This window comes from Halogranum rubrum (assembly GCF_900114455.1).
Classification (GTDB): Archaea; Halobacteriota; Halobacteria; order Halobacteriales; family Haloferacaceae; genus Halogranum; species Halogranum rubrum.
Genome location: NZ_FOTC01000002.1, coordinates 799,567 through 825,729 on the forward strand (window position 1 = coordinate 799,567; position 26,163 = coordinate 825,729).

A 26,163-nucleotide genomic window follows, 5' to 3' on the forward strand; every position below is an offset into this window, starting at 1 on the left:
CGATGCGAGACGCTCGGCGACTTAGGGGGTTTCGTTTCCGTTGTCGGGGTGGTGGTCGACCTGTGCATCCGGCGTGTGCGTGAACGCGTTCTCGACGTGTTCGACGATTCTGTCGACCAGCGCCGGGTCGTACGTCCAGAAGCCGTAGAACTGGCCGGGAGAACGCTCCTCGGCGACGAGTGCACACTTCGAGAGGTCGTCACCGCCACCGTCGAAGACGACGAACCAGCAGTCTCTGACCTCGTCGTCGAGGAGCCTGTGGACGACGATACCGGAACTCGTCGGTGGCTCCCAATCGGGCTGGCCGTAGACGTGGATGTCGAGTCCGGGCGTCCGGTCGATATCGTGGTACGTCTCCAGTTGGTCGCGGAGTGCCGAGAGACGCTGGAACCCCGCGTAGAGCGTTCCGCGCCCCGCTCTGATGGCTCTGTCTTCGATTTCACGAGACGTCGCTACCATCTGTCGGCGGTCGAACGACGAGAAGAGAGTGTCGTCGAGTAGGCTGAACAGATAGCGGAGGTCCGCCGAGACGAGTTCGTCGGACCCCGGTTCGTGGATACGCGGCTCGTCGAGTGCACGAAGCGAACTGAGTGCGACGCTTCCGAGGAAGTCGTCGCCGGCGCTGACGGTGACGAACTCGTCTGTGTCCGCTGTCGGGAGGCGTTCGTACTCGACGGAGACGTGGCGCGCGCCGAAGTAGCTACCCACGCCGAACTGCGGTTCGTGTGCGAAGACGGTTATCGTCTTCCGCCTGTCTTCCATCTCGTGGATGAGCGCTTTCAGAGACATCGTATGTCCGGACACGTCCGTCCAGATAACTGAGATAGGTGCGAGAGCCATATCAACGTTTTCTGGTTACAGAGGCGGCGACCGTCGGAAGAACCAGAATACACTTACTTACGCCTGTCGCAGTCGCTGACATGAACCTCACCGACAAGCGAGTCGTCGTGACGGGTGGTGCGGGTCTCGTCGGGTCGCATCTCGCGAAGCGTCTCGCGGCCGACAACGACGTCGTCGTCGCCGACGACCTCTCGAAAGGCGACCGAGAGCGCGTCCCCGACGGCGTCGAGTTCGTCGAGGCCGACATGACCGACGCCGAGGACGTGGCCGACGCCATCACCGCCGACGTAGACGTCGTCTTCCACTTCGCTGCCTACACAGACACCAACTACGCCAACCCCCGCCAACTGTTCGAGGAGAACACCGAGATGACGTACAACGTCCTCGAACGGATGGACGAGGTCGATGTGCACAACGTCGCGTTCACCTCGTCGTCGACCATCTACGGCGAAGCGCCGATGCCGACGCCCGAAGACTACGCCCCCCTCGAACCCATCAGCGTCTACGGAGCTTCGAAACTCGCAGACGAGGGTCTCATCTCCACCTACGCCCACGCTGACGAGTTCACCGCGTGGGTGTTCCGCTTCGCCAACATCGTCGGCCCGCACCAGCGCGGTAACGTCGTCCCCGACTTCATCGAGAAACTCGTCGAGAACCCCGAGGAGTTGGAGATTCTCGGCGACGGCCGACAGGAGAAGTCCTACCTCCACGTCTCCGACTGCGTCGACGCGATGTGTCACGTCGTCGAACACGGCCAGAAGGACCTCAACACGTACAACCTCGGCACGCGGACGACTACCTCGGTGACGACCATCGCCGACATCGTCGCAGACGAGATGGACCTCGACCCCGAGTACAGTTACACCGGCGGCGACCGCGGGTGGAAGGGCGACGTGCCGAAGATGCGTCTCTCCATCGAGAAACTCTCGGCGCTCGGGTGGGAACCGACCACGTCTTCGGACGACGCTGTCCGGAAGGCGGCCCATGACCTCATCGACGAGTTGACCGCTTAGACAGAGACCGTCGTCTCGGCGGCGATACCGTGGCCTTCGGCGACGACTTCGCCGCGACAGTCGTAGGTTCCCGGTTTCGGGCCCTCCCAGACACCTTCGTACGTGGCCGTCCCGCCGGGTTCGATAGTCTCCGACCCGAGCATCTGCATGAACATCTGGTCGTCACTCCACCGCCAGACCGTCTCGCCGTCGGCCTGTGCGAGGAACTCCGCGCGCTGCCCGTCGGGAAAGGAGAGTTCGAGCGGTTCGTCGCCGTCGTTCTCGACGGTGAGTGTGAACTGGACCGCCCCTTCGCCAGCGTCGGCGTCGAGTGTCGCTGTAACCATACCGTATCCACTCGCGAGTGGTCCAAAAGAACTCGGGACGCTGTGGCCCAAAGACTAAAACCTTCCATCGGTAACCGCCGTCGAGGTGACTACTGATGGGACTGCTCAGTGCAGTCACGTCACGACTCGAACTGACGCGGCCAGACGAACCGAGCCGTAAGTACACGAGCGAGGAGTCGTTCGCGTACGAGTGCGGTCGCTGTGAGACGACGTTCGAACGGCCGAAGTCGCGGATGACGCGCATCCGATGTCCGGACTGCGGGTCGTGCGACGTCTACGCTGCCGACGACGCGTAGAACGGAGCGACGCGAGGCGGCGTCGAGGCGACGACAGCGCCGCCGAATTCTGTTCTTTTCTTCAGTTGTCGCTGGAGTCGACGCCGACAGCGGCGGCCGCGTCGAGGAGACCGGACCCGCTCTCGTTGCTGGCGAGGCCGATGTCTTCGGCCGTCGACGTGAGTTGGCTCCGAATCTGCGTGTTCGACGACCCGGTGGCCGCGAGGAGACCGGCCGCACCGGCGACGTGCGGCGTCGCCATCGACGTGCCGGAGAACGTGTCATAGCTACCGCCCGGAATCGTCGAGTAGATGTTGCTCCCGGGAGCGGCGATTTCGACTTCCGGTCCGGTCGAGGAGAACGACGAGAGACCGTCGCTGCTGGTCGTCGAGCCGACGGCCATCACCGTGTCGTAGGCAGCGGGATAGCCGACGCAGTCGGTACACGGCCCGGAGTTACCCGCCGCACCGACGAGGAAGGTTCCCTTGTCGACGGCGTACTGACAGGCGTCTGCGAGCGTCTGTGAACCGGAACTGGCACCGAGGCTCATCGAGCCGACGTCGTAGCCCTGGTCGGCGGTCCACTCGACACCGGCGGCGATATCGGAGAAGCTCCCACTCCCGCGCTTGCCGAGAACCTTCACGGCGTGGAGCGTCGCTTCGGTAGAGACACCGACGACACCCTCACCGTTGTTGACTGCGCCCGCACTTCCGGCGCAGTGCGTGCCGTGGTCGTTGTCGTCGTCCCAGTTCTCGGCGAAGTTCCCCTTCGCTTTCGTGAACGCCTTGCCCGTGCCGAGGTTGTCGACGAGGTCCGGGTGGTTCGAGTCGATACCCGTATCGAGGATGGCGATGTCGGCGCCGGCACCCGTGTATCCGTTCGCGTGTGCCACCTCCGCGTCGACCCGGTCGACGCCCCACGGGAGTTGTTGGGCGGCCATCGTGCCGCCACTGCCGCCGTTACCGCCCTTCGGCGCGAGCGCGTGCATCGTGCCGTTCGCTTCGACGTAGCGTACGTCACCGCGTCTCTGTAGCCCCTGAATCGCGTTCTCGTTGACTTCGATTGTCATCGCGTCGAACGCGAACTCGCGTGTGACGTTCGCGGCCGCACTCGCCGCCGCGCGGCGACCGCTCTTGCCCGTGAACCCGACGTTGACTTCGACGGTGTTGCCCTCCGATGCGGAGGCCATCCCCATCAGCCCGGTCGTCGCCGCAGCAGTGCCTGCAGCTTTGAGTATGTCACGTCGAGACGTACCTTTGGTATTGTGCACCATAGCACAAGTGTCAATCCTCCTCTCTCGATTAAATCTTTCTAAACGTTCGTTCATTTAACATAATTTATATCTAAATTGATATTAGCAGTTCGGGGCCTGTGCGAGCGAGTCGAGAGGGAGAGACACATCTTTACCTCGCGAGAGTCACCCTCAGGTCGTGCAGATCGTCGGGTACGACACGAGTGCCGAGGCAGGACTGCTCTTGAGCGACGGCGACGAACTCGACTACGTGTCGCTCGACGCCGGAACCGAACTCGCGTACACGCTCGGCGAGCGCTACTGCGCGGGGACGATTCACGAGGACACGCATCTCGCGTGTGACGCCGACCGTGCGCCGTACTGTGCAGACCACCAGTACACGTGGGTCTGTGCGCGGTGTACCGGTACCTGTCTCAAAGACGAGATGGACTGCTACGACGACCACGCGGTCTATCTCGCCGCGTTCGCCCCCGACGTGTTCAAAGTGGGCGTGACCAAACAGTGGCGACTCGACACCCGCCTGCGCGAGCAGGGCGCAGACCGAGCTGCTCACATCAGGACGGTAGAGAACGGCCGCGTCGCCCGTGAAATCGAGGCGGGTATCGCCGACGCCGACGACGTGACCGACCGCGTTCGCGTTCCGACGAAACGACGGGGACTCCACCAGCACGTCGACGACGAGGCGTGGACCGACTTCCTCGCCGAGTTCGACCCCATCGAGACGTTCACGTTCGACTACGACCTGAATCTCACCGACCGACCGATGGCCGAGACCATCGCGACGGGGACAGTGAGAGGGACGAAGGGGAGACTCCTCGTCCTCGACCACGCGGGAAGCACCTACGCCGTCGACGTGCGTGACCTCGTCGGTTACGAGATCACAGAAGGGAGAACCGAGCGCGACGTCCAGTCGAGTCTCGGCGCGTTCGGCTGAGATATCACTCCTTCTCGACGGTAATCGTCCGGTCCGGTAGCGGGAACGTCCGCTCGCCGAATCGGAAGCGCCGGTCACGGAGAGTAAAGGAGTACTCGAAGACGAGATTACCGTCGAGGTGGATGGTCGTCCCGTCGTCGATGGCGGCCCCAGCGAGGTACTCGAAGTTGACGGCGGTGGTGCCTTCGCTCGGGAGGGGGTCGGCGGCGATGTTCCGCGGTCGCTCCTGAAACGCGGGCGTCCAGACGGCGTTGTGGACGGTTCCGCCGCTCTCACGGAGACCGACGCGAACGTTCATCCCCGCGAGTCCGAGGTCGACCCAACTCTCGTTTTCGAGGTCGTACTCCACGACGAGACTCGGTGGGTCGTCGACGAGCGTCGCCTGGACGTCGGTGACTGAGACCTCTTCGACGATTGGACGGAAGACACGGTCTTCGTAGGCACCCGAGAGTTTCGCACCGACGATGGGAACGTACCGAAGTATCCAGAAAACGAGCCAGAGAACGAGTTTCGCGACCCAAAAGTAGAGCATCTACTCCATGCCGACGCCGAGAGTCGCCAAGAGCGCTGTGGCCACGTGGCAGTCGAATAAACAACAATCATTTCCCGTTGGCTCGTCAAGTGGCGAGCATGGCCGAAGACGAACCTACCGACGAAGCGACGGAACCGGAGGCAGAACCGGAGACCGAGTCTGCGAGCGACGAGGAGAAGTCCTTCCGCGAGCGCGTCGAGGAGATTCGTGAACGACGTGCCCAAGAGCGAGAGGAGGGCGACGGTGAGCGACCGAGCCCCGAAGAGATGATGGGTGGCGGCGGCCCCGGCGGTATGGGCGGCGGCGGCAACCCCTTCGCACAGATGATGAGCGGCATGATGGGCGGCGGCGGCCCCGGCGCGGGCGGCATGGGCGGCGGTCCCGGTGGTCCGGGCGGTGCCGATCCGCGTGGTCCCGGTGGACGCGAAGAGAGCGGCGCCGGCAACGAAGAACTCGTCCGCGAAGTTCGCCAACTGCGAGACGAAGTCCGCGACGCGACGCGACAGCTTCAGCGTATCGCGCAGGCGCTCGAAGACGACAACTGAACGTCCGCTGACTGCTATCTCCCTTCTTTTCGGCGGCGCTCCGACGACCAGACGACGTCGAGCGCACAGTATTCGAGTCGAACTTATGACATAGGGGACCGTACTCTCGACGATGCCCTCCTCTGAACCCAACTGGTCACACCGGCACGCGATGGCTCCGATTTACCTGCTCTTCGTCGCCTTCGCAGGTGTCGCGTTGTTCGTCCTCGTGACGGCGTTCCCACCGCTGGCGTTGCTCCTCGTACTGTTGCTCTTCCTCCGATTCAGAAAGGTGACGCTGGACCGACTCGACCGACTGGAGTCCGACTCGGAGCGCGAGCGCTGACTGCCGTCAGCGAACCCGCTCGTAGATGTCGGCGAGTTCGTCCACGGCGTGGTCGACACTAATCTGCTCGCGGCGGTCCAGACAGTTCGCTCGCAGTCGCTCGCGTTCGGCGAGTGTGCGGCGGAGTGCCGCTGCGAACCCCTCGACGTCGCCAGCGGCGAAGTGGTAGCCGGTGACGCCGTCGTCGACGGTGTCGGCGAGTGCACCGCTGTCGACGCCGACGACGGGTGTTCCACAGGCGTTCGCTTCGAGCGCGACGAGTCCCTGCGTCTCGACCGGACTCGGAAAGAGAAAAGCGTCGAGCGAGGAGTAGAACGCCGAGAGCTCCTCCCGTGGCAGAAATCCGAGGAACCGGGCGTCGACACCGCGGTTCTCCGCTCGCTGTTCGAGGCTCTCGCGGGCGGGGCCGTCGCCACCGAAGACGAGCGTCGCGTCGATATCCGCCTCAGCGACGGCGTCGACGACGTCGCCGAGACACTTCTCGAAGCCGTGGCGACCGGTGTAGCCGACGAGCGGCCCGGAGAGGTCGTACTTCTCGCGGAACGACACCGCGTCTACCGGCGAGAAGCGGTCGATATCGACGCCGTTCGAGATGACCGTCACGTCGGCGTCGACGCCGACGGTGTCGAGCAGATACCGCTTCGACACCGCACTCGGGGTGATGATGGTGTCGGCGTGGTCGAAGAACCACCGTTCGTAGCGCTCACTGAGCCCTTCGAGACGGTCTTCCACCGAGGTGATGGAGGTGAGGTAGGCCGCGTACTCGCCGGTCGGTGTGTGATACGACGTGACGAACGGGAGGTCTTCCCGTCGCGCGAGTCGCAGACCACTGAGACCGAGTGCGAAGGGGGTGTGTGCGTGGACGACGTCGACGTTCTCGACGTCGTCAGGGATACGCGGCATCCCGAGACGAAACCCCTCGTAGAACGGAAAGGGGAGACTGCGAACGGGGAACTCGCCGTCGTCCGGGCCGTAGTCGTCCGACCCGGGATAGACCACGTCCATCCGACCGCCGCGAGCGAGCCACGTGTCCCGCCACGTCTTCACCGTGTAGGTGACACCGTTGACCGTCGGCAGGTACGTGTCCGTGAAGGCTGCCACCGCGTCCATTGCTCCGAATTTCACCGACCGGTACTTAATCGCTTGTGACTTCGTTCTCTACGCTCACCGACACGTCCTCGTACGCCTCGACCAGCCGTTCGCCGACACGCTCTAGACTGTGCTCGGCGGCCGTCTCCTGAGCGTTCTCTCCGAGTCGCTTCCGCAGGTCGGGGTCGGCAGCGAGTCGGTCGACCGCCTCGCGGAACTCCTCGTGCGTCGAGCACATCAGGCAGTCCTCGCCGTCAGTGTAGAACTCCCGGAAGACGGGGATGTCGCGGAGGACGACGGCCTTCCCGCAGGCCATCGCTTCCAAGACGGCAATTCCCTGGTTCTCGACTTTCGCCGGAAACAGGTAGACGTCGCCCGCGCCGAATGCGGCCCGTTTGTCGTCCATCCATCCGGTGAAGGTGACGTTCGCCGGCGGGTTCTCCGTCCACTGCTTGACCGTGGTCGACGCCTGCGGCCCCTCCTCGTAACTCCCGAACCACGCGAAGTCGTAGTCGGTCTCCTGTGCCAACTCACAGAACATCGTGAGACCCTTCCGCTCGAACACCTCGCCGACGGCGAAGACGACGACGCCGTCGAGGTCGAACCGTTCGCGCGTCTCCTCGCGGAACGTCTCGTACCCCGCCAGCGACCCGGTGTCGACGCCGTTCGAGACGGGACGAACCGGCGCGTCGACGGGGTAGGAGTCGAGGACGCCCTTCGTGTACTCACTGGGACAGAGCACCAGGTCGGCCTGTGAGTAGAACCACTTCAGATACTGCTTGAGCGGCCCGGCGATGTAGTTCGACCCGCGGAAGCTCTCGGCGAAGTCTTCTCCGGTGACGTGGGCGTGGAGGACGAGCGGGATGTCGTTGCGCTTCGCGTGCCGGGCGACGGCGAGTGACCCCGGACCGACGAGGTTGCAGTGGGCGACGTCGTACTCGCGGAACCCGCCTCGTCCACGGAGTTCGTACTCCACGGCCGCAATCGGGTGGTCCCCTTTCCACGGCGACGTGACGACTTCGACGTCGGTCTTAGCGAGGGCCGCTCGCTGCTGTTTCGTCGCCGTGACCATCCCGCCACGGAGTCGAGACGACAGTTCGAGATAGTTGAGAACCCGCATTAGTCGGGGCTTCTCGGGTGGTTTTCTTGAGCGTGTCGGCACGGGTGTAGAGAGTTCAGTCACACAGCCGAGTGGCTCGACACCCAGATGTGTGGGTAGATATACAGACATATGTCTAGGTATCTGTCCAGATGGATATGGAGCAGTACGAAGCAGCACGAACCAGCGTCCATCGCGTCGTCCAGTTCGGAACGACTATCACCGCTCGTCGCACCCATCGACGTAGACGAAACCAATGAGCATCGCCGAGGAGCGCATCGACCGGTTGCACACGCTGGCGAAGCAGGCCGTCGCGGCGCGAGAGTTCGACCGCTCGCGGGAGTACGTCCGTCTCGCCCGTCGAATCGCCGAGCGCAACCGCTGTGGACTGCCTCGGGAGTTCAAACGGTTTTCGTGTCCGCGCTGTGACGTCTATCTCCGCCCCGGCGTCAACGCTCGCGTCCGCACACAGGACGGCCACGTCGTCGTCACCTGCGACTGCGGCGAGTTGAAACGATATCCGTATCAGTCGTAACGCCGTGAGACGGCGGCACATAGCCGACGCCTCGTAATCTCAAGCTTGAAACCGCCGCACTCCCAAGCGCGGGTATACATGGACGTAAACGAACTCCGCAAGGAGGCCCACGACCTCGACGTGACGGTGTGGGTCGGCAAGAGCGGACTCAGTGCAGTGACGGACGAACTGTTCGACCAACTCAAAGAGCGAAAGCTGGTCAAAGTGAAGTTCCACCGCGCGGCGCGTGCGGAGGGGACGGTCGAAGAACTGACCGAGCAGTTGGCTGAAGACGTCAACGCGACGGTCGTCGAGACGCGCGGTAACACGGCGGTGCTGCACAAGCGATGATGCTGTTGCAGACGTTGCAGGCGTCAGGAGCCGACCCGATTACGCAGTGGTTGATCGATTTCGGCGTCGGAGAGAGCATGGCGGGCGTCATCGGTCCCGCATTCTCGTTCCTCGTCGCGTTCGCGGTCGTCTACATCGCCGGGCGTGCGGTTATCGTCCCACTCGTCGACCGCGTCCTCGACTCTCGCGGCCTCGACGAACACGGCAAGAAGCCGATTCGGAAGATTACCGGCGTCTTGGTCGTCTTCGTCGCCATCTCTGCTGCATTTGCCTTCGCCGGGTTCGGAAACATCTTGACCGCGCTGGCGACGGTGGCCGCCGCCGCGACGCTCGCTATCGGTTTCGCGATGCAGGACGTCATCGCCAACTTCGTCGCGGGCGTGTTCATCTTCACCGACCGGCCGTTCCGCATCGGCGATTGGATCGAGTGGGACGGCAACTCCGGCATCGTCGAGGACATCAGCTTCCGCGTCACCCGCGTCCGGACGTTCGACAACGAACTGCTGACGGTGCCGAACTCCCAACTCACCGACGGCGTCGTCAAGAACCCGGTCGCCAAGAACAAACTGCGACTCAAGTTCGTCTTCGGTATCGGCTACGGCGACGACATCGACAAAGCGACCGACATCATCGTCGAGGAGGCCGAGCGACATCCGGACATCCTCGACGAACCCGAACCGTCGGTCCGACTGAACGAACTCGCCGACTCCTACGTCGGCCTCCAGTCGCGCTTCTGGATCTCGAACCCCAGTCGCGCCGACTTCGTCAAGACGCGCGCGGAGTACGTCAAGAGTGTCAAAGAGCGGTTCGACGCCGAAGACATCGAGATTCCGTTCCCGCAGCGCGACCTCTCGGGACAGGTCGAGTTCGCCGGCGACGCGCTCCGAACGGCGCAGTCGAACTGACACGACCTCGCCGTCGTGTCGCTGAGACGTCGTTTTTCGCAGACAGCATCCGACAGTCTATTTTTCTCCGCGTGAGAAGCCCCGAAACGAGACTCCCCAATGAACAGACGGACACTCCTCCAGACGCTCGGTGCGACAGCAGCAGGAACACTCGTCGCTGGCTGTGCCGGCAGCGACGGCGAGACGACGCAGAACGCGTCCAGCGACGCGGCGAACGAATCGGGAACGACGACAGCGACGCCGGAAGCGACCGAGACGGCGACTGCGACACCGACGCAGACGGTCACGACGTCGACGCTCCGAGAAGGGACGGCGGAGGCGACGGACCTGTACGTCATCGACGCGCCGAAAGCGGGCCCGACGTTCTTCCTCGTCGGCGGCGTCCACGGCGACGAGGTCAGCGGGTGGAAGACGGCCACCGCCGCCACCGAGTGGGATATCGACGCCGGGACACTCGTAGTCCTGCCGAAGGCCAATATCCAGGGTGTCGAGAACCGAAGCCGCGAGTATCCGGAAGGGACAGACCTGAACCGCCAGTTCGAACGCGGGAAGCCGCCGAAGAACGAACTCGCCACCGCCATCTGGGACGCCATCGTCGAGCACGACCCGGACGTGCTCGTCGACCTCCACAGTTCGAAGGGGTTCCAAGCCGACGACACGGGCTACGTCGGACAGAACGTCTTTCACTCCCAGCAAGGGACGATGGGCCCGGACGCCGAACAGGCGACGGCGTTCCTCAACGAGAACTACGTCCCCGCCTCTCGGAAACCGAAGTACGAGTTCGTCACGACGACGATGAGCAAGAACCTCGCGATGATTGCCGACAAAGCGCGGGCGGATTTGGAGATTCCGACGGCCATCTTCGAGGTGACGGAGGCCGACCTGCCGGAGGAGACACGAATCGAGTGGACGACGGCGTACACACGATGGATGCTCGACCACTGGGGCGTAAGGGCGATGGAAGGCGAACAGACGGCACAGTCGACGAGTGCGACGAATACGACGAGTACGGCGAATGCGACGAGTACGACGAAAACAACAGAGACGAACAGCTAGTCGTCAGTCCAGCAACTGCGCGGCGATGGTGTTGCGCAGAATCTCCGACGTTCCCTCGTAGATCTCGTTCAGTTTCGCGTCGCGGTAGTAGCGCTCGACGGGGAAGTCTTTCGTGTAGCCGTAGCCACCGTGAATCTGGATGCCCTCGTTGGCGACTTCGCGCGAGATCTCCGAGGCGTAGAGTTTCGCCTGTGCGGCCTCCTTGATGAATTTCTCGCCGCGAATCTTCTTGTCTGCGGCCTGGTGCATGAGGAGTTTGGCGCACTGGACCTTCGTATCCATGTCAGCCAACTTGTGCTGGATGGCCTGGAACCCCGAGATGGGCTGGTCGAACTGCTCGCGGTCCTGCGAGTACTGGAGCGAATCTTCGAGTGCGGCGCGAGCGATACCGATAGAGCGGGCGGCGATGGTGATGCGGCCACCGTTGAGCGTCTTCAGCGCGTGGACGAAGCCGTCGCCCTCCTCGCCGAGCAGGCGGTCCTCAGGGATGCGCATGTCGTCGAAGCGGAGTTCGGCCGTCGGACAGCCTTTGTCGCCGAGTTTGTGCTCCGTCCCCTCGACGATGAACCCGTCGTCCTCCTCGGGGCGGACGATGAGCGAGGAGATTCCTTTGTTTCCTGCCTCGGGGTCTGTCTTGGCGAAGAGCGTCACCGTGTCGGCGACGGAGCCGTTCGAAATCCAGAGTTTGCCGCCGTTGACGACGTACTCGTCGCCGTCTTTCTCCGCCGTCGTCGTCATCGCGGGCACGTCGCTGCCCGCACCGGCCTCCGAGAGGGCGAACGCGCCGATGTCGGTGCCTTCGTTGACCGGCGTGAGATACTCCTGTTTCTGTTCCTCGTTCCCGAACTCGTAGAGCATGTTTCCCGCCAAACTCGTGTGGGCGGCGACGATGGTGCCAAGCCCTCCAGAACCACGCGAAATCTCTTCGAGACCGATGGCGTAGGAGTGGTAGTCGAGACCTGCACCGCCGTACTCCTCGGGGAAAGGCATCCCCATCAGTCCGAGCTTCGACATCTCGTCGACGAGGTCCTGCGGGAACTCGTCGTTCGCGTCGATGTCGGCGGCGACGGGTTTTATCTCCTCGTCGACGAACTCCGAGACCATGTCTCGAATCTGCTTCTGTTCGGTGGAGAGACTGAAGTCCATGGCCCAACCTTCGAGCCTCACCGCTTTAGGCTTTCTACATGGTTCATGGTGATTGACAGCGTCCTTGGGCACGACACTTTTTAGTCCCCGATTCTAATGGCCCTGTACTTGAATGTCTGGAGACACACTTGACCGACCGCCCGGCGACGACACTGACCTCGCATGGTGCCACGAGGCAGTGCAGGGCGTCTCACGCACGTTTGCACTGACCGTCGACGTCCTCGACGAGCCGATGTCGTCGTACATCTGTATCGGCTACCTCGTCTGTCGAATAGCCGACACGGTCGAGGATGCAGGCCACATCCCGCCGGCCGAACAGGCGCGCGTCCTCCGACTGTACGACGCGGCACTCGACCCCGACGACGACACCGACATCGACGAGTTCGCTACCGCCGTCGCCCCCTTCGTTCCCGAAGAGCAGACGGCCGACTGGGACGTCGTCGTCAACGCCCCCCGAGTCGTTCGCACGTTCGAAGCCCTCCCCGACGACGTCCGTGAAGCGGTCACGCCGCCCGCCCGTGAACTCGTCCAAGGGATGGCGATGTTCGTCGAGCGCTACGCCGACACCGACGGACTTCGTATCCAGTCTCGCGAGGAACTGGAGGAGTACTGTTACTACGCCGCGGGCACGGTCGGAAACCTCATCACCAACCTCGTCACGCGCGGCGACATCGACGACGAGCGCCAGCGTCTCCTCTACGACACCGCCGAAGAGTTCGGTCTCCTCCTCCAACTCGTCAACGTCGCGAAAGACGTTCACAGCGACTACGAAGACGAGAACAACGTCTACCTCCCCGCCGACTGGTTGGCCGACGAAGGTGTCCCACAGGACGAGATCATCGACCCGCGACACGAAACGAAGGCGGCGAACGTCGTCGCGCGGACGGCCACGCACGCGCGGTCGTTCCTCGACGACGCACAGACCTACCTCGAAACCGTCCCCCTCACGGACGGAAACACCATCGCGGCGTGGGGGATTCCGTACCTCCTCGCCGTCGGGACGCTCCGTGAACTCCTCGCCAATCCGGAAGCTGCTCTCTCCGAGCGCAGCGTCAAGGTGTCTCGTCAAGAGGTGTTCGCCGTCGTCTCGACGATGACCGACGGGAGTCGCGACTCGCTCGACGAACTTCGCGAGTCTATCCAACGCGCACCCTATCACCGCGCTCAGACGCAGGCAGACTGAGGTATCTCCTCAGGGCTCTCGGGCCGGACCGTGAATCACCGGAAACGACGTCTCGCAGGCGTCACACGTCGCGGTCGCTTCAGACAAATCTTCACGTCCGTCGTCTCCTTCTCCTGGTTCTGCGGTCACGAACCGTCGACCCGTCGGCAGTGAGAGATACGTCGACGCGCCACAGGCCGGACAGGAGACACTGATGAGTCCCATACGTTCGACAGCGCCGCCGCCCGTTTAGCTACAACGACCGCTGGCGACGCCACTCGACGAGGTCAGCCCGGTCACGGGTGTCCGGCGGTAAGTCGGTGAACCACCGCGCGTCCGATATCTCCTCGTCGGGGTCGTCGATGTGTGGTTCGTAGGTCAGCGCACGGGCTTCGAACACCGGGAGGACGCCCCACGTGCGATAGCCGTCACACTCGATGTGGACGCGGGTCGCCATCGCCAACCCATCGTACTCGGCGTCGACACCCGCCTCCTCGGCGAGTTCGCGCTCGGCAGCCTCGCGGAACGTCTCGTCGCCGTCGACGCCGCCACCCGGAAGCACCCACTTGTCGACACCGTCGTGGCGGACCAAGAGGAGTGCTCCCGAGTCACGGTAGACGATGGTGTGTGCGCCGAACGGTGCCCCGCTCTGTCGGACCCGTGTAGCGAGCGTCCGAAACCGACGGCGCGAGACGCGCTTGGTCCGGTCGTGTTGGAGGAAGTCGTCGTGACGCTCGTCGAGCGTGTGATACGCTTGCTCGGCCTGTTGGTCCGCTTCGTCTGCGAGGAACCAGAGTTCGTCGAACGTCGTCATTGCCCGTCGTCGTCAGGCGGTCGAGAGCGATACAGACGAGAGATAACCGACATACACTGCAGTAGAGAGCCAGGGAAAAAGAGGGCTTCGACGCTATCCGCAGGCGAATCATCGGCCTTTTATCCGGAGCGATGGAAGCGCTGGTATGAGCTTCGAGAAAGACGACAAGGTCGTCCTGAACGACAAGCACAGCGAGTTCGACGGCGAGACGGGAACCGTCACGCAAGTGATGGAGTCGATGTTCGGCGAAGCGACGTACACGGTCAGCTTCGACGACGGACAGGAAGTCGGCATCGCCGCCGACCAGCTGGAGGCCGCCGCTGACGACGCCGACGCTGACGCTGACGACGACGAAGAGTAATCGAGTCGATTCGTCTCGACCGGTCTCCGAGGAACGAGCAGTAGCCCTTTTTCGTTGCGCTCTCGTAGCCACCCTCATGGCTAGCGTTCCGTTTCACTATATCGACCTCCGTGCGTTCTGCTACGCGACCGAAGACGAGAAACGCGTCACCGAGGCGCTTCGGACGTTCCTCCCCGAGGAGGCCGAAATCGACCGGGTAGAGAACGCCGGCCACCACGGGGACCGTATCGTCGTCCTCTCCTCGCGCGTCGAACGCGCAGACGAGGTGCGACACATCCTCAGTCGACTCAGTGAACTCCCAGACATCGAGACGGTAAAGTCCGAACTCGACCACCGCGTCGACGACAACTGTGCGTTCTTCTTGACGCTCGACAAGCAGGCCGCGTTCAAAGGCGAGGTCAAACGAGGCGCGGGTCTCACGCTCCGGGCGAAGGTCGAAGCCTATCCCGCGAAGCGCGAGGCGGCCATCGAGAACGCCCGAAGCGCGCTCGAAGACGTGCAGGCGACTGCCGAGTGAGAGGGTCGAACGTCAGTTCTCGTCTTTCCACTTGATAGAGCACCCACGAGAGGGGACGTCGTCGAGTGAGACGTCGTCACCGGCGAGAACGGCGTCGATGGCCTGTCGGACGTAGAACTCCGAAGGCTCGTCGTCGGGGTTGGGCGCGTCGTCCAGCCGACCGTGATACGCGAGGACGAACTCGTCGCCGTCGCGGACGAACAAGAAGGGGTCTGGCGTACAGACCGCGCCGTACTCGCGGGCGACCGCTTGTGACTCGTCCCGCAGGTACGCGTCGTACTGGATTCGGCCGTCTCGAACCCACTCCTGCATCGCCTCGAACGAGTCGTCGGGGTACTCCTCGGCGTCGTTGGAGTTGATGCCGACGACGCCGACGTCGTCGTACTCGACGGCGATGTCGTTCAGGAGGGGAATCTTCGCCTTCGCGTAGGGGCAGTGGTTACAGGTGAAGACGACGAGGAGCGCCTCGTTGTCCGCAAAGGAGTCGAGCGAGTACGTCTCACCGTCCGTCCCGGGGAGGTCGAACGTCGGTGCGGCGTCGCCACGCGACAGTTCCGAATCGGATTCCATCATCACCATGGTCGTCTCACTGTTGGGTCGTCACGAACTAATTCGTTCTGGAGAGTGGGCGAGACAACAGGGCCTCGTTACCGATGAATCAGCCTTTATGCCTCCCGTCTCCTAACCTCGCGTGTGGCTTCTCCGTTCGAGATTCTCGGTATCGACGCCGACGCGGACGACGACGAAATCGTCCGCGCGTACAGAGAGCGAGTGAAAGCGGTCCATCCCGACCAAGGCGGGTCGACACGCGAGTTCTTGGCCGTCCAACGCGCCTACGAACTGCTACAGAACGGGAACGGAGACGCGTCTCTCGATGTCGGAGACGACGCCGAGCGTGCGACCGAGACGGGCGACGAAGAACCCGCTTCTTCGTCTGAGGCGACCAACGGGGCTGGCCAGGACCCCGAACCGGAGGACGTGGCGGAAGGCTACCGAGTCGAGTACCTCAACTACGAGACGCTCTCGGACCACGGGTGGGACCTCGGTGACGACGACTTGTTCGAGAAGGCTGCCGACGCGGACCTCTCACCCGAAGACTACGGAGTGCTGTCGTTCACCGACGACCGGAATCTGCTCGCTGCCGCCGAGAAGTCGGGCTACGCGTGGCCCTTCGCCTGCCGCGGCGGAGCCTGTGCGAACTGTGCTATCGCCGTCGTCGAGGGCGAAGTCGAGATGCCCTCGAACCACATCCTCTCACAGGAGATGGTCGACCGCGGCTTGCGACTCTCCTGTATCAGCGTCCCGAAGACGGAGGAGTTGAAGATTCTCTACAACGTGAAGTCGCTACCCGGTCTCGACGAACTGCGACTCCCGGCCCAGCAGTTCGACAAGGCACGCTCGAACGACTGAGGGCAGAACGCTAAAACCCGACTGCTACGTACGTACGGGTTCTGATGAACTGGAACATCTGTTGTGAGGCCCCGACCGACGCCGACCGCGGGGTTCTATGAGTCGGCGTTCTCGACGTCGCCTTCGAATCGTCTTCGCGTCGCTGCTCGCCATCTCGGTGGTCGCCGTCGGTTACGGGTTCGCGCAGTCGTCGTCGGAGACGACCTTCGAATCGCATCTGACCGGGGACGGCGACGTCGACAGAGACGCTCGCATCGCCCCCGAAGCAGAGGGTATCACTGTCGTCGCGACCGACTCGAACTCGTGGCGCGGCGAACGCAGCGAAGGGCCGCGTGCGCTCGCCGAACTCGTCGCGTTCGACTCCGACGGGCGCGTTCTCTACTACAACGATTCGCACACTCGATACTGGGACGTCGACCCCGTCGAGGGAACACAGACGACTGTCGAGTACTCCTACGCCGACCACCTCGAACCGGAAGCGTGCCCGACGACGTGGAACCCCCGTGAGTACGGCGTCGACCAAGAGACGTGGGACACGTACTACGACGTCCACAGCCAAACCGGTGCCTGCACCTTCAACGGCGTCGAGCGAGTGAACCTCTCGACCGGTGACGTCGAACAGGTCTGGGGTCACGCGACTCCGGGCAAAGAGGCGACCCGATACCACGACGTCGACCGACTCAACGAGACGCACCTCGTCGTCGCCGACATCTACTTCGACGGCGTGTTCGTCGTGAACACCGAGACCGACGAAGTCGAGTGGCGCTGGAACGCGTCAGAGTCGTTCCCGACCGACGAGACGGGTGACGAGTTCCCGAAAGACTGGTCGCACATCAACGACGTCGAGGTACTCGACGACGGTCGTATCATGGTCAGTCCCCGGAACATGGACCGCGTCATCTTCGTCGTTCCCCAGTCGAAGACGGTCGACACCGAGTGGACGCTCGGCGAGGAGGACGACTACGACGTCCTCTACGAGCAGCACAACCCCGACTTCATCAACGAGAGCAACGGTGGCCCGGCGGTCATCGTCGCGGACAGCGAGAACAACCGCGTCCTCGAGTATCAGCGGACCGACGGCGGCGAGTGGGAACAGACGTGGATCTGGCGCGACGGCCGGATGCAGTGGCCCCGCGACGCCGACCGACTGCCCAACGGTCACACGTTGATCGCAGATTCGAACGGCAACCGCGTCTTCGAAGTCGACGAGAACGGGACGGTCGTCTGGGACCTCAACATCGCGTTCCCCTACGAAGCCGAGCGATTAGAGACGGGCGACGAGTCGACGAACGGCCCGAGCGCACAGTCCGGCAACGTCGCGTCTCGTACCGGGACTGTCGGCGACCGGTTTTGGATCAGCGTCAAGAACTTCCTCCCGGGTCGGTATCTGAACGGGCTGATGTACATCACACCGGTCTGGATGGGTCTTCCCGAACTGATCGCAATCCTGCTGGGTGTGCTCACCCTCGTGACGTGGGGTGGCGTCGAAGCGCGGTGGCGACTTCGCTGAGGCTCACACCCTCGGGGGACCGACTCGATGCGTGGTTCTCTTTCGTCGCCGATTTCGACGATGCCGGAGAGCTCTCTTCTCCGCTATGAGTCAAATTCGGCATAGTAAACTGCCAGTGTGATTCAGTTGCCACAATGGACGCTCAACTCGGCTCTCTACTCGAATGGTTCGATTTGAAGGACGAACGCCGGACGGGGTGGGAACTGCGGAAGGTCCGCTCACCGGAGTCTGTTGCGGACCACTCTTGGGGGACAGCAGCGCTTTGTCTGCTCTATGCCGAGGAAGCACAGGTCGACCGTCAGAAGGCAGTGACGATGGCACTCATCCACGATCTCGGAGAGGCCCGAACGGGAGACATCCCGACACGTGCGGAAGACGGACGCCAAACCACTAGCGGGCCGGAGAAGGAAGCTGCTGAACGGAGTGCGGTGACCGATCTTGTCGGGCCTTTTGAGGAGGGCGAACTGCTACCACTGTGGGAAGAGTACGAGGCCCGTGACACCGAGACCGCTCACTTCGTGAAGGATATGGATCTGATCGAGAACTGTCTTCAAGCACTCAAGTACGAGACGCAGAGCCGGTACGACGAAACCGAGCCAAACGAGCATTTCTCTGCGTTCGACAACCTCGACGAGTTCTTTGCAACGGCTGCCCCACGCCTGCAGACGGAACTGGGCGAGAATCTGTTCGAGCAAATCAAAACAGCGTACGAACGAGAAATCGGTCGGCCCTGCCAGATTTGAATCTCCAACAGCCTCGTAACGTCGCTCTTTGGGAACACACACTCTCTAGAAGCTGCGTCGGTTTGACCGACGCTGTAAGCTAGGACTCGAACAGCGATGAAGGCGGGTTATCCTCTGAAACTACGCCCAGGTTCTTCAATTCTGTATCGTAGTATATCGTGTATTGCGTCGGTGGCAAACCCTTTTATTCGTGACGGATACGGAGTCTACATGGACGCGAAACGGGAACTCCTCGACCTCTTGCTCTCGAACGCCCGCGAAGACACCACCGACCTCGCACGACAGACCGGGCTCGACGCCGCAGAAGTCGAGAGTCTCATCGCGGAACTGGAAGCCGACGGGACGGTACTTGGCTATCAGGCCGTCGTCGACTGGGACCGCGTCGACGGCGAACACGTGCAAGCGGAAGTGGAACTGAACGTCGAACTCGACCGTGAAACGGGCTACGAAGAGATTGCCCGGCGCATCACGAAGTTCCCGCAGGTCGCCTCGTTGCGACTCATCAGCGGTGACTACGACTTCGCCATCGACGTCGAAGGCGAGTCGATGCACGACGTCTCGAACTTCGTCTCCGAGCAGATTGCCCCGATTCCGGAAGTCACCCAGACAGTGACGCACTTCGTCATGGAGACCTACAAGGAACGGGGCATCGAGTTCGGTGACCGCGACGACGACGATAGACTCTCGGTCTCACCATGAAACTCGCAGACAGAGTGAATCAGGTCCCGCCCTCGGGTATCCGGCGATTCTTCGAACTCGCCGAAGAGAAAGACGACGTCATCTCGCTCGGCGTGGGCGAACCGGACTTCAGCGCGCCGTGGGCCGCCCGAACGGCCGCTATCGACTCGCTCGAACGCGGCAAGACCTCCTACACTGCCAACCGCGGCCGACGTGACCTCCGGCAGGCTATCGCCGACCACGTCACCCGATACGACCAGTCGTACGACCCCGACGAGGAGATACTCGTCACGACCGGTGCGAGTGAAGCCGTCGACGTCGCCATGCGCGCACTCGTCGACCCCGGTGACACCGTCGCCGTCCACCAACCCTCGTACATCTCTTACGCGCCGGGTATCATCTTCGCAGGCGGCGAACCGCTCGCGGTGCCCACGCGGATGGAGAACGACTTCAAACTCACGTACGCGGACCTCGAAGCGTCGGGTGCGGCCGACGCCGACGTGCTCGTCCTCTGTTACCCGAACAACCCGACGGGTGCGACGATGAGTCGAGACGACCTCACCGAAGTCGCCGAGTTCGCCCGCGAACACGACTTGGTCGTCCTCGCCGACGAAATCTACGCGGCGCTCACCTACGACGGAGACCACACCTCTATCGCGACGCTCCCGGGCATGCGCGAGCGAACCGTCGTCTTCAACGGCTTCTCGAAAGCCTACGCGATGACGGGACTCCGACTCGGCTACGCGCTCGGTCCAGCGGACGCCATCGGCGCGATGAACCGTATCCACCAGTACTCGATGCTCTCCGCGCCGACGACGGCGCAGTTCGCGGCACTGGAGGCGCTCCGTAGCTGTGAGGGCGACGTCGTCGAGATGCGTACTCAGTACAATCGCCGTCGTCGCTTCGTCCTCTCGCGGTTCAACGAGATGGGGCTGGACTGCTTCGAAGCAAAAGGAGCGTTCTACGCCTTCCCGCACTGTGGCGGCGACGACGAGGCGTTCGCCGAGGCACTCCTCCAAGAGCAGAACGTCGCCGTCGTCCCCGGCCGTATCTTCGGCGAAGGGGGTGAAGGACACCTCCGCGTCTCCTACGCGACGGGGATGAACGACCTCAGAGAGGCATTGGATCGTATCGAGACGTTCGTCTCCTAAAGCCCCGTCTCCTCTCGACGCTCTTCTTCGATGGCGTCGCTGTAGTTGGTAAACTACACTCTGCGATACGCTTTTGGACTCTCCGTCTGTGACGGCTCACACCGTCTACGACGCTGGAGGCGTGCCGTACCGTTGGAGGGTTGAGGCGTGACCTCGTCTCGCTGCTCTTCGCCTCTCACGCACGTTGGAGGCGGACGACGAACGTCGCGCCGGTCGGGTCGTTGTCTTCGACCCAGACGTCGCCGCCGTAGCTCCCGACGACGGTATCGACGAGGTACAGACCGAGTCCCGTTCCGGGGCTTTCGAGCCCTTTCTCACCACGACCGAAGACGTCCTCTTTCCGGTCGTCGGGGATGCCCGGCCCGTTGTCCGAGACGCGGACGAGGACGTCGTCCGGTCGTGTCTCGACCGAGACGGAGACCTTCGGGTCATCGCCGCGATTGTGCCGCACCGCGTTCGTGAGGAGGTTCCGAAAGACCGCCCTGAGCAAGCCGTCGGCGACGACGTCGATGTTGGGTACACTGTCGGGAACGTCGACGACTGCAGTCCGGTTGTCCACCTGCAACGTCTCTGTCTCTGCATTGAGCACGTCGCGAAGAGAGACTGGTTTGGTCGTGTCCTCACTGGTGACCATCGTCGCCATGAGTGTCCGGATAGTCTCGGTGAGTTCGGACGCGTGCTCGCCGTTTCTGACGATGGTCTCCAGTCGCTCGGTGGCTGTCTCGTCGTCGAGCGTCTCCAGCAAGAGGTTGGCGTTGCCGAGGATGACCATCATGTCGTTACGAATGTCGTGACGGAGAATCTCGTTCAGGAGTGTGAGTTTCTCGTTTCGTTCGACTATCGTCCGTTGCTGCTCTCGCAGTTCGGTGATGTCGCGGAGTACGACGACCCAGCCGATAATCCGTCCTTGACGTTCGAGTACTTGTGTCCGAGCGCTCAGGTAGATGGACTCGGGAGCATCGACGTGGATGTACGCTTCGGACGGTGTTTCGACGTCGAACGAGGCGTGTTCGCCCGTCACGGTGTCGCCGATGTCCACGTCGAGTCGGGTCAAGAGCGCCGCGCCTCGCTCGTTCGTGTGGACGACTCGTTTCTCGGCGTCCAACACGAGCACACCGTCGGGAGACGCTTCCATCGCCGTCGTGTACGCGAGAGGCGGGAGGTCGAGAAATCGATAGCGAGCGATGGCGAGGCCGAGAGCCAGAGAAGTCACACCAGCCGATGCCGGGACGAAGTTGACGGTGTCGGAGACGAACGGGGGGATGCGGGCGACGCTGAGGCCGACAAAGACGAACGGAGCGGCGACACCGCTCGTGACCACCAACGCTTGCGGGATGTACGACCGGCCGAGCCGAAACGCCTCTGAGAGCGTCAACCCCACGGCGACCAGCGAGACGAGTGCGTTGTAGAGTAACTGCAAGACGAAGTGAGCGGGGCCCGTCTCGACGCGGAGGATGACTAATCCGCCACGCTCGACGACCCGAGTCGACTCGATAGCGAGTCCATACGGATTGGTGAACAGGACGAGGAGATAGGTCGCTGGTACGGCCAACAGTGCAGCGACGACTGGGACACGAATCTCACTCTCACGGTCGGTGTGGACGAGTACGAAGAGCAGTGCAAACGCACCCAGCGGTGCCACACCGAAATAGAGCAGTCGGTAGAACAGGAGTTTCATCGCGGGGTCCGTGTGGAGGAGTTTGAGTACCGAGAAGAGCGTCCACGTCACGAGTCCGACGTTCACGGCGAAGAACGCTTCGAGCAGTGGGGTCACACCGTTGCTCCGCATATACTGGAAGCTGTACCCACCGAGTAACACGGCGACGAGCATCGCCGTCACCGTCGGCAGTGCGAGTGGTGTAAACTGCCAACTCATCGCTCGAAGGCGAACGGGCAGAAGCCGACGAGCGTTGACAGAGCGACCAATCTGACGTTCATGAGTAGCCGTGTGGTCCGATAGTGTGTAAAAATATCTGTCGACAGGGGATAGCAAACCACCACCGGAAGTAGCGTTCGCCCAGCAATCGTTCAGCTAGTTGTCATCAGACGCCGACTGTATCGAGAGAGTCAAACGCGACACGTTCACGAGAGATATCGAACTACCGGCCACGACGGACTGTAAGTCAGTGCACCGGACCTCTCGTCTTTAGTTTTAGCGCAATCAGGACGGTTCGGTCACCCGGTCACACCCCGACTATCGGTCCGAGACAGCGTCTAAGCGTCTATCGCGAGAGGGAGCGTGAGGACGACCTGTGGACGGCCACGAGCGTCGTGTTCGACGCTCATCTCACCGGCGTACGTGTCCACCGCCAGTTCGGCGAAGAGACAGCCGAACGCGACGTTTTCTACCGGTCTCGACGTCTGTGATAGCCGAGAGCCCGACTTAGCTTCCGGAGACCGTTCGGCGTCGTCGGATGAGGGTGAAACGGAGGAGTCGTGCGTCGCGTCGACGACGATTGTCGCAGTCTGTTCGTCGGTTTCGACGGAGACGTGTACCGCCGGGGCCGGGTCGTACGATTCCGCGACAGCGTCGGTGACGAGTGCCTCGACGACGTCGGTGAGGAGGTCGTCGGCGACGACGGTGACGTCCTCCGGGACGATTCCCGTGATTGTCGTCTCGGGAAACGCCGCTTGTGTGCGAGTCAGTGCGTCGATGACGGCGTCGTCTAGTCGTACCGAGTGTGGTTCGACGTCGTCGACGCCGGTGAGCACGTCCAACAGCGGCCAGACTTCGTCGACCAGTGCGAGTACGTCGTCACCCCATTCGACGATGGTCTCGACGTCGCCGCGCGTCGTCTCGTCGGCCAGTTCGGTCACGAGGAGGTCTGCTGTTCCTCGAATCTCGACCATCGCGTTACGAACGTCGTTGACGAGGAGGCCTTCGAGGACGTTCACTTGTTGCTGTGAGCGTTTCAGCGCGACTTCCGTCTCCGTGAGTGCTCTCGTCGTCGTCTCCAGTGCCGCCTGGTCGTCTCGAACCTCGTGCAGAAACACACCGAGACAGTCGCCGTCGGGAACGAGTCGAGGTGACACCCACTGTCCGAACAGGTACGTCGGGTCGGCCGAGTGTGGATGTTCGCCGTCGAAGGCCCGTCGGTGGGCCGCGTCGAACTCTGCGTCGACGTCGGGGAGTACGTCCCAGAGGACGACTCCACAGGCATCGTCGCGGGCAACACCACTCAGGAGTTCCATCGCGTGGTTCCAGTAGACGATAGACCAGTCAGACTCGACTGCATAGTAGGCGTCCGTCACGTGCTCCAAAATCTCCTCACTTCGATGAGCGACACGAGAGCGGTTCATCACGTCCCGTGACACACTCATGTGTAATAAATACAGACTGTCGCGAGCGTGGGTGTGTGTGTCAGGCCACGTTTCGTTCGATTAGCCCAGTGCCGCCGTCGAAGCGGTCGCTTCCGAGTGTGTCGATGTCGACGAGTGACGCTCGACCGTCACAGACGAGTTCGGCGACGAGTTGGCCCGTCGCGGGGGCGTGTTGGAACCCGTGGCCCGAGAAGCCAGCGGCGGTGACGAACCCTGGGACCGTCTCCTCGACGATTGGGTGGTGGTCGGGTGTGACGGCGTAGAGTCCGGCCCACCCCCGACGAAGCCGCGTGTCGGGACCGAAGTAGCCCGCGCAGTCGGCCGCGCGTTCGAGCGCCGTCGCCGCCCAGTCGAGGTCCAGCGACTTCGAGTACCGGTCGGGGTTCTGGTCGGGGTCGGTAGATGCGAAATGTCCACCGGCGATGGCAGCACCCTCCCGTTCGGGCCGAAAGTACGACCCCGTATCGAGGTCGATGGTGAGCGGCACGTCTTCGGGAACTGGCGTGTCCGGGTCGACGACGAGCGCCTGCCGACGACGCGGTGCGATGGGAAGGTCGACGCCTGCGAGCGTCGCGAGACGACTGGCCCACGCACCGGCAGCGTTCACGACGTGCGACGCTTCGATTTCCTCGCCGCCCGCGACGACGCCAGTGACGCGCCCAGCCTCGCCGTCTTCGCGTCGAACCGACGTTACGGGCGTCTTCGTCCGCACGTCAGCACCAGCCTCGCGGGCCGCGTTCGCGAACCCTTGGAGGGCGAGATACGGGTCGGCGAAGCCGTCCGTCGGCGAGTACGTCGCCGCCCGAAACGCGTCGACGTGGAGTTCGAGACAGTGTCTGCCCGCCTCCTCGGGAGTGAGAAGTTCGCTCGGCACGCCGTGTGCTCGTTGCATCGAAACCGCCTCCTCGAACGCGTCGGCCGTGGCCTCCGTCCGCGCGAGAAAGAGATAGCCCACCTGTCGGTAACCGATGTCGACGCCGAACGCCGCCTCGAAGTCGTCCCAGACACGCATGCTCTGGACGGAGAGGTCGACGTTCACGGCCGTCGAGAACTGTGCGCGGATTCCGCCTGCCGAGCGTTCGGTGCTCCCATTGCCGAGCGTCCCCTTCTCGCAGACGACGACGTCCACTCCGCGTGCTGCGAGGTAGTAGGCGCTCGCGAGTCCGACGATGCCACCGCCCACGACGACGACAGTCATAGGGTTGCTACCACCGTCTGTTTGATAAGCGTTGGCAGGCACCAACCTCTATCCGGCGGCGGCCGTACGGACGGTATGCTTCGACTCCTCTCCGACGACGATATCTCGGCGCTCCTCGACCTCGAATCGCTCCTCCCGGTCGTCGAAAGCGCGTTCGTCGAACAGGGCCGTGGTGCGGTCGAACGCCCCGACCGGCCACACTATCCGGTCGGGGCCGGACTCGACGGCGACGACCCACTCGGGACGGCGCTGGCGATGCCCGCGTACATCCACGGCGCGGCGTACTTCGCGACGAAACTCGCCAGCGTCCACGAGGGTAACGTCGACTGCGGGTTACCGACCGTGAACGCGACGATTGCGCTGATGGACGCCGCGACTGGACTCCCTGCGGCCTACATGGCAGGGACACGCATCACCAACGCCCGGACGGGATGCATCGGCGGCCTCGCGGCGAAGTACTTGGCGAACGAACCGGTTACGCTCGGGGTCGTCGGTGCGGGTACACAAGCCCGGTGGCAAGCACGCGCAATCGCCGCGGCGACGACCGTCGAGCAGGTCCGCGTCTATTCGCCCAGTGACTCGCGGAAGTCGTGTGCGGCGGCACTCCGTGAGGAGGGACTGGATGCGGTGGCAGTCGACTCTCCGGCCGAGGCCGTCTCCGAGGCATCGGTCGTCGTCACGGCGACGACGAGTACCGACCCCGTCTTCGACGGTGAAGCGTTGCAACCGGGGACGCTCGTCGTCGCCGTCGGGGCGTACACTCCGGCGATGCGCGAACTCGACACGACGACGGTCGAACGGGCGGCACGCGTCTTCGCCGACGTTCCCGAGGAGGCGGCCACTGTCGGTGACCTCGCTCACGGTTCGCTCGATTCGGTCGACGCCGACGACCTCCTCCCGCTCTCCGAGGTGTTCGAAGGCCGAGTTGGCCGCGAGAGGTCGGAGGAGATACTCGTCGTCGAGTCGGTCGGTTCGGCCGTCCTCGACGCGGCGGCGGCGGAGTATCTCCTCGAACGGGCAGTGGACGCAGACGTCGGCACGACGGCGTCGCTCTGACCACGCGATTGTTCGATCACTCGCCGCTCTCTCTGCGGCC

The 26,163-nt window shown here is 63.1% G+C and carries 31 protein-coding genes; 18 read left to right on the forward strand and 13 right to left on the reverse strand.

All coding sequences use genetic code 11. The annotated features are described in order from the left end of the window. Positions 1-21: 21 nt before the first annotated feature. A complete protein-coding gene (locus BM083_RS12420) occupies positions 22-789 on the reverse strand; it encodes a DICT sensory domain-containing protein (protein WP_177197622.1) in 768 nt (255 codons plus the stop codon). 131 nt (positions 790-920) lie between these two features. Here BM083_RS12420 and BM083_RS12425 point away from each other — a divergent pair, with 131 nt between their 5' ends. Further along, positions 921-1,853 carry an NAD-dependent epimerase/dehydratase family protein gene (locus tag BM083_RS12425; RefSeq protein ID WP_089869816.1) on the forward strand — a complete coding sequence of 311 codons (933 nt, stop codon included), beginning with the start codon at positions 921-923 and terminating at the stop codon, positions 1,851-1,853. On the opposite strand, the gene BM083_RS12430 is transcribed toward BM083_RS12425, so the two are convergent. Then, entirely contained in the window at positions 1,850-2,179 is a 330-nt protein-coding gene (locus tag BM083_RS12430) for a BsuPI-related putative proteinase inhibitor (protein WP_089869817.1), read from the reverse strand. The genes BM083_RS12425 and BM083_RS12430 overlap by 4 nt on opposite strands. A gap of 95 nt (positions 2,180-2,274) precedes the next feature. Here BM083_RS12430 and BM083_RS12435 point away from each other — a divergent pair, with 95 nt between their 5' ends. Beyond that, entirely contained in the window at positions 2,275-2,475 is a 201-nt protein-coding gene (locus tag BM083_RS12435; RefSeq protein WP_009374695.1) for a hypothetical protein, read from the forward strand. Between the two features lie 61 nt (positions 2,476-2,536). Here BM083_RS12435 and BM083_RS12440 read toward each other — a convergent pair whose 3' ends face one another. Further along, positions 2,537-3,727, reverse strand: coding sequence for a S8 family peptidase (locus BM083_RS12440; protein ID WP_245756888.1), 1,191 nt, complete (start codon positions 3,725-3,727; stop codon positions 2,537-2,539). A gap of 157 nt (positions 3,728-3,884) precedes the next feature. On the opposite strand from BM083_RS12440, the gene BM083_RS12445 reads away from it, so the two are divergent. After that, positions 3,885-4,640 carry a DUF2797 domain-containing protein gene (locus BM083_RS12445; RefSeq protein WP_089869818.1) on the forward strand — a complete coding sequence of 252 codons (756 nt, stop codon included), beginning with the start codon at positions 3,885-3,887 and terminating at the stop codon, positions 4,638-4,640. A gap of 4 nt (positions 4,641-4,644) precedes the next feature. Here BM083_RS12445 and BM083_RS12450 read toward each other — a convergent pair whose 3' ends face one another. Further along, positions 4,645-5,172, reverse strand: a complete 528-nt coding sequence (locus tag BM083_RS12450) for a hypothetical protein (protein WP_089869819.1) — start codon at positions 5,170-5,172, stop codon at positions 4,645-4,647. A 98-nt stretch (positions 5,173-5,270) separates the two neighbouring features. On the opposite strand from BM083_RS12450, the gene BM083_RS12455 reads away from it, so the two are divergent. Both BM083_RS12455 and BM083_RS22805 read left to right on the forward strand, forming a co-directional pair. Continuing rightward, entirely contained in the window at positions 5,271-5,717 is a 447-nt protein-coding gene (locus BM083_RS12455) for a hypothetical protein (protein ID WP_089869820.1), read from the forward strand. A gap of 112 nt (positions 5,718-5,829) precedes the next feature. Then, positions 5,830-6,042, forward strand: a complete 213-nt coding sequence (locus BM083_RS22805; protein ID WP_143085723.1) for a hypothetical protein — start codon at positions 5,830-5,832, stop codon at positions 6,040-6,042. 6 nt (positions 6,043-6,048) lie between these two features. Here BM083_RS22805 and BM083_RS12460 read toward each other — a convergent pair whose 3' ends face one another. Further along, on the reverse strand, positions 6,049-7,152 hold the full coding sequence (locus BM083_RS12460) for a glycosyltransferase (protein WP_089869821.1): 1,104 nt from the start codon (positions 7,150-7,152) through the stop codon (positions 6,049-6,051). Between the two features lie 25 nt (positions 7,153-7,177). Then, positions 7,178-8,251: a glycosyltransferase family 4 protein gene (locus tag BM083_RS12465; RefSeq protein ID WP_089869822.1), complete on the reverse strand. Its 1,074-nt coding sequence runs from the start codon at positions 8,249-8,251 to the stop codon at positions 7,178-7,180. A 235-nt stretch (positions 8,252-8,486) separates the two neighbouring features. Here BM083_RS12465 and BM083_RS12470 point away from each other — a divergent pair, with 235 nt between their 5' ends. The 4 genes from BM083_RS12470 to BM083_RS12485 all read left to right on the forward strand — a co-directional run bounded on the left by BM083_RS12470 (position 8,487) and on the right by BM083_RS12485 (position 11,056). After that, positions 8,487-8,765 carry a ribonuclease P protein component 4 gene (locus BM083_RS12470; protein WP_009374686.1) on the forward strand — a complete coding sequence of 93 codons (279 nt, stop codon included), beginning with the start codon at positions 8,487-8,489 and terminating at the stop codon, positions 8,763-8,765. A gap of 78 nt (positions 8,766-8,843) precedes the next feature. Further along, entirely contained in the window at positions 8,844-9,095 is a 252-nt protein-coding gene (locus BM083_RS12475) for a YhbY family RNA-binding protein (RefSeq protein ID WP_089869823.1), read from the forward strand. A gap of 77 nt (positions 9,096-9,172) precedes the next feature. Continuing rightward, complete coding sequence (locus BM083_RS12480) at positions 9,173-10,000, forward strand: mechanosensitive ion channel family protein (RefSeq protein WP_394327615.1); 828 nt, start codon at positions 9,173-9,175, stop codon at positions 9,998-10,000. Between the two features lie 99 nt (positions 10,001-10,099). After that, a complete protein-coding gene (locus BM083_RS12485; protein ID WP_089870085.1) occupies positions 10,100-11,056 on the forward strand; it encodes a M14 family metallopeptidase in 957 nt (318 codons plus the stop codon). Positions 11,057-11,059: 3 nt separating this feature from the next. On the opposite strand, the gene BM083_RS12490 is transcribed toward BM083_RS12485, so the two are convergent. Then, entirely contained in the window at positions 11,060-12,202 is a 1,143-nt protein-coding gene (locus BM083_RS12490; RefSeq protein ID WP_009374681.1) for an acyl-CoA dehydrogenase, read from the reverse strand. 112 nt (positions 12,203-12,314) lie between these two features. Here BM083_RS12490 and BM083_RS12495 point away from each other — a divergent pair, with 112 nt between their 5' ends. Next, entirely contained in the window at positions 12,315-13,385 is a 1,071-nt protein-coding gene (locus BM083_RS12495) for a phytoene/squalene synthase family protein (protein ID WP_089869824.1), read from the forward strand. A gap of 9 nt (positions 13,386-13,394) precedes the next feature. Here BM083_RS12495 and BM083_RS12500 read toward each other — a convergent pair whose 3' ends face one another. Further along, on the reverse strand, positions 13,395-13,589 hold the full coding sequence (locus tag BM083_RS12500; protein ID WP_089869825.1) for a hypothetical protein: 195 nt from the start codon (positions 13,587-13,589) through the stop codon (positions 13,395-13,397). Between the two features lie 28 nt (positions 13,590-13,617). Beyond that, entirely contained in the window at positions 13,618-14,178 is a 561-nt protein-coding gene (locus BM083_RS12505) for an NUDIX hydrolase (RefSeq protein WP_009374678.1), read from the reverse strand. Positions 14,179-14,323: 145 nt separating this feature from the next. On the opposite strand from BM083_RS12505, the gene BM083_RS12510 reads away from it, so the two are divergent. Both BM083_RS12510 and BM083_RS12515 read left to right on the forward strand, forming a co-directional pair. After that, the gene (locus BM083_RS12510) at positions 14,324-14,539 is read left to right on the forward strand and encodes a DUF1918 domain-containing protein (protein WP_089869826.1); all 216 of its coding nucleotides are present in this window, start codon (positions 14,324-14,326) and stop codon (positions 14,537-14,539) included. A 76-nt stretch (positions 14,540-14,615) separates the two neighbouring features. Beyond that, positions 14,616-15,056, forward strand: a complete 441-nt coding sequence (locus BM083_RS12515) for an RNA-binding protein (RefSeq protein WP_009374676.1) — start codon at positions 14,616-14,618, stop codon at positions 15,054-15,056. A gap of 12 nt (positions 15,057-15,068) precedes the next feature. Here the strand turns inward: BM083_RS12515 and BM083_RS12520 are convergent, their stop codons facing one another. After that, on the reverse strand, positions 15,069-15,635 hold the full coding sequence (locus BM083_RS12520) for a thioredoxin family protein (protein ID WP_089869827.1): 567 nt from the start codon (positions 15,633-15,635) through the stop codon (positions 15,069-15,071). A gap of 114 nt (positions 15,636-15,749) precedes the next feature. On the opposite strand from BM083_RS12520, the gene fer reads away from it, so the two are divergent. The 5 genes from fer (at position 15,750) to BM083_RS12545 (ending at position 20,548) form a co-directional block, all read left to right on the forward strand. Further along, complete coding sequence (fer, locus tag BM083_RS23980) at positions 15,750-16,466, forward strand: ferredoxin Fer (protein WP_089869828.1); 717 nt, start codon at positions 15,750-15,752, stop codon at positions 16,464-16,466. A 97-nt stretch (positions 16,467-16,563) separates the two neighbouring features. Further along, on the forward strand, positions 16,564-17,976 hold the full coding sequence (locus BM083_RS12530) for an arylsulfotransferase family protein (RefSeq protein WP_089869829.1): 1,413 nt from the start codon (positions 16,564-16,566) through the stop codon (positions 17,974-17,976). 134 nt (positions 17,977-18,110) lie between these two features. Continuing rightward, a complete protein-coding gene (locus BM083_RS12535) occupies positions 18,111-18,719 on the forward strand; it encodes an HD domain-containing protein (RefSeq protein WP_089869830.1) in 609 nt (202 codons plus the stop codon). Positions 18,720-18,929: 210 nt separating this feature from the next. Continuing rightward, a complete protein-coding gene (locus BM083_RS12540) occupies positions 18,930-19,418 on the forward strand; it encodes an Lrp/AsnC family transcriptional regulator (RefSeq protein WP_009374672.1) in 489 nt (162 codons plus the stop codon). Continuing rightward, entirely contained in the window at positions 19,415-20,548 is a 1,134-nt protein-coding gene (locus tag BM083_RS12545) for a pyridoxal phosphate-dependent aminotransferase (protein ID WP_089869831.1), read from the forward strand. The genes BM083_RS12540 and BM083_RS12545 overlap by 4 nt, the downstream gene beginning before the upstream one ends. A 175-nt stretch (positions 20,549-20,723) precedes the next feature. Here the strand turns inward: BM083_RS12545 and BM083_RS12550 are convergent, their stop codons facing one another. From BM083_RS12550 to BM083_RS12560, 3 genes are all read right to left on the reverse strand, one after another. Next, positions 20,724-22,424, reverse strand: coding sequence for a sensor histidine kinase (locus BM083_RS12550; RefSeq protein WP_089869832.1), 1,701 nt, complete (start codon positions 22,422-22,424; stop codon positions 20,724-20,726). 338 nt (positions 22,425-22,762) lie between these two features. Beyond that, positions 22,763-23,848, reverse strand: a complete 1,086-nt coding sequence (locus BM083_RS12555) for a PAS domain-containing protein (protein ID WP_177197624.1) — start codon at positions 23,846-23,848, stop codon at positions 22,763-22,765. A gap of 61 nt (positions 23,849-23,909) precedes the next feature. Then, the gene (locus tag BM083_RS12560) at positions 23,910-25,067 is read right to left on the reverse strand and encodes an NAD(P)/FAD-dependent oxidoreductase (RefSeq protein WP_089869834.1); all 1,158 of its coding nucleotides are present in this window, start codon (positions 25,065-25,067) and stop codon (positions 23,910-23,912) included. Positions 25,068-25,142: 75 nt separating this feature from the next. On the opposite strand from BM083_RS12560, the gene BM083_RS12565 reads away from it, so the two are divergent. Next, positions 25,143-26,123: an ornithine cyclodeaminase family protein gene (locus BM083_RS12565; RefSeq protein ID WP_089869835.1), complete on the forward strand. Its 981-nt coding sequence runs from the start codon at positions 25,143-25,145 to the stop codon at positions 26,121-26,123. Positions 26,124-26,163: the final 40 nt, after the last annotated feature.

Coding starts and splice junctions, on each gene's coding strand:
- BM083_RS12420 (WP_177197622.1), bottom strand. CDS start 789: ATGTCTCTGAAAGCGCTCATCCACGAGATGGAAGACAGGCGGAAGACG.
- BM083_RS12425 (WP_089869816.1), top strand. CDS start 921: ATGAACCTCACCGACAAGCGAGTCGTCGTGACGGGTGGTGCGGGTCTC.
- BM083_RS12430 (WP_089869817.1), bottom strand. CDS start 2,179: ATGGTTACAGCGACACTCGACGCCGACGCTGGCGAAGGGGCGGTCCAG.
- BM083_RS12435 (WP_009374695.1), top strand. CDS start 2,275: ATGGGACTGCTCAGTGCAGTCACGTCACGACTCGAACTGACGCGGCCA.
- BM083_RS12440 (WP_245756888.1), bottom strand. CDS start 3,727: ATGGTGCACAATACCAAAGGTACGTCTCGACGTGACATACTCAAAGCT.
- BM083_RS12450 (WP_089869819.1), bottom strand. CDS start 5,172: ATGCTCTACTTTTGGGTCGCGAAACTCGTTCTCTGGCTCGTTTTCTGG.
- BM083_RS12455 (WP_089869820.1), top strand. CDS start 5,271: ATGGCCGAAGACGAACCTACCGACGAAGCGACGGAACCGGAGGCAGAA.
- BM083_RS22805 (WP_143085723.1), top strand. CDS start 5,830: ATGCCCTCCTCTGAACCCAACTGGTCACACCGGCACGCGATGGCTCCG.
- BM083_RS12460 (WP_089869821.1), bottom strand. CDS start 7,152: ATGGACGCGGTGGCAGCCTTCACGGACACGTACCTGCCGACGGTCAAC.
- BM083_RS12465 (WP_089869822.1), bottom strand. CDS start 8,251: ATGCGGGTTCTCAACTATCTCGAACTGTCGTCTCGACTCCGTGGCGGG.
- BM083_RS12470 (WP_009374686.1), top strand. CDS start 8,487: ATGAGCATCGCCGAGGAGCGCATCGACCGGTTGCACACGCTGGCGAAG.
- BM083_RS12475 (WP_089869823.1), top strand. CDS start 8,844: ATGGACGTAAACGAACTCCGCAAGGAGGCCCACGACCTCGACGTGACG.
- BM083_RS12480 (WP_394327615.1), top strand. CDS start 9,173: ATGGCGGGCGTCATCGGTCCCGCATTCTCGTTCCTCGTCGCGTTCGCG.
- BM083_RS12485 (WP_089870085.1), top strand. CDS start 10,100: ATGAACAGACGGACACTCCTCCAGACGCTCGGTGCGACAGCAGCAGGA.
- BM083_RS12490 (WP_009374681.1), bottom strand. CDS start 12,202: ATGGACTTCAGTCTCTCCACCGAACAGAAGCAGATTCGAGACATGGTC.
- BM083_RS12495 (WP_089869824.1), top strand. CDS start 12,315: ATGTCTGGAGACACACTTGACCGACCGCCCGGCGACGACACTGACCTC.
- BM083_RS12500 (WP_089869825.1), bottom strand. CDS start 13,589: ATGGGACTCATCAGTGTCTCCTGTCCGGCCTGTGGCGCGTCGACGTAT.
- BM083_RS12505 (WP_009374678.1), bottom strand. CDS start 14,178: ATGACGACGTTCGACGAACTCTGGTTCCTCGCAGACGAAGCGGACCAA.
- BM083_RS12510 (WP_089869826.1), top strand. CDS start 14,324: ATGAGCTTCGAGAAAGACGACAAGGTCGTCCTGAACGACAAGCACAGC.
- BM083_RS12515 (WP_009374676.1), top strand. CDS start 14,616: ATGGCTAGCGTTCCGTTTCACTATATCGACCTCCGTGCGTTCTGCTAC.
- BM083_RS12520 (WP_089869827.1), bottom strand. CDS start 15,635: ATGGTGATGATGGAATCCGATTCGGAACTGTCGCGTGGCGACGCCGCA.
- BM083_RS12530 (WP_089869829.1), top strand. CDS start 16,564: ATGAGTCGGCGTTCTCGACGTCGCCTTCGAATCGTCTTCGCGTCGCTG.
- BM083_RS12535 (WP_089869830.1), top strand. CDS start 18,111: ATGGACGCTCAACTCGGCTCTCTACTCGAATGGTTCGATTTGAAGGAC.
- BM083_RS12540 (WP_009374672.1), top strand. CDS start 18,930: ATGGACGCGAAACGGGAACTCCTCGACCTCTTGCTCTCGAACGCCCGC.
- BM083_RS12545 (WP_089869831.1), top strand. CDS start 19,415: ATGAAACTCGCAGACAGAGTGAATCAGGTCCCGCCCTCGGGTATCCGG.
- BM083_RS12550 (WP_089869832.1), bottom strand. CDS start 22,424: ATGAGTTGGCAGTTTACACCACTCGCACTGCCGACGGTGACGGCGATG.
- BM083_RS12555 (WP_177197624.1), bottom strand. CDS start 23,848: ATGAACCGCTCTCGTGTCGCTCATCGAAGTGAGGAGATTTTGGAGCAC.
- BM083_RS12560 (WP_089869834.1), bottom strand. CDS start 25,067: ATGACTGTCGTCGTCGTGGGCGGTGGCATCGTCGGACTCGCGAGCGCC.
- BM083_RS12565 (WP_089869835.1), top strand. CDS start 25,143: ATGCTTCGACTCCTCTCCGACGACGATATCTCGGCGCTCCTCGACCTC.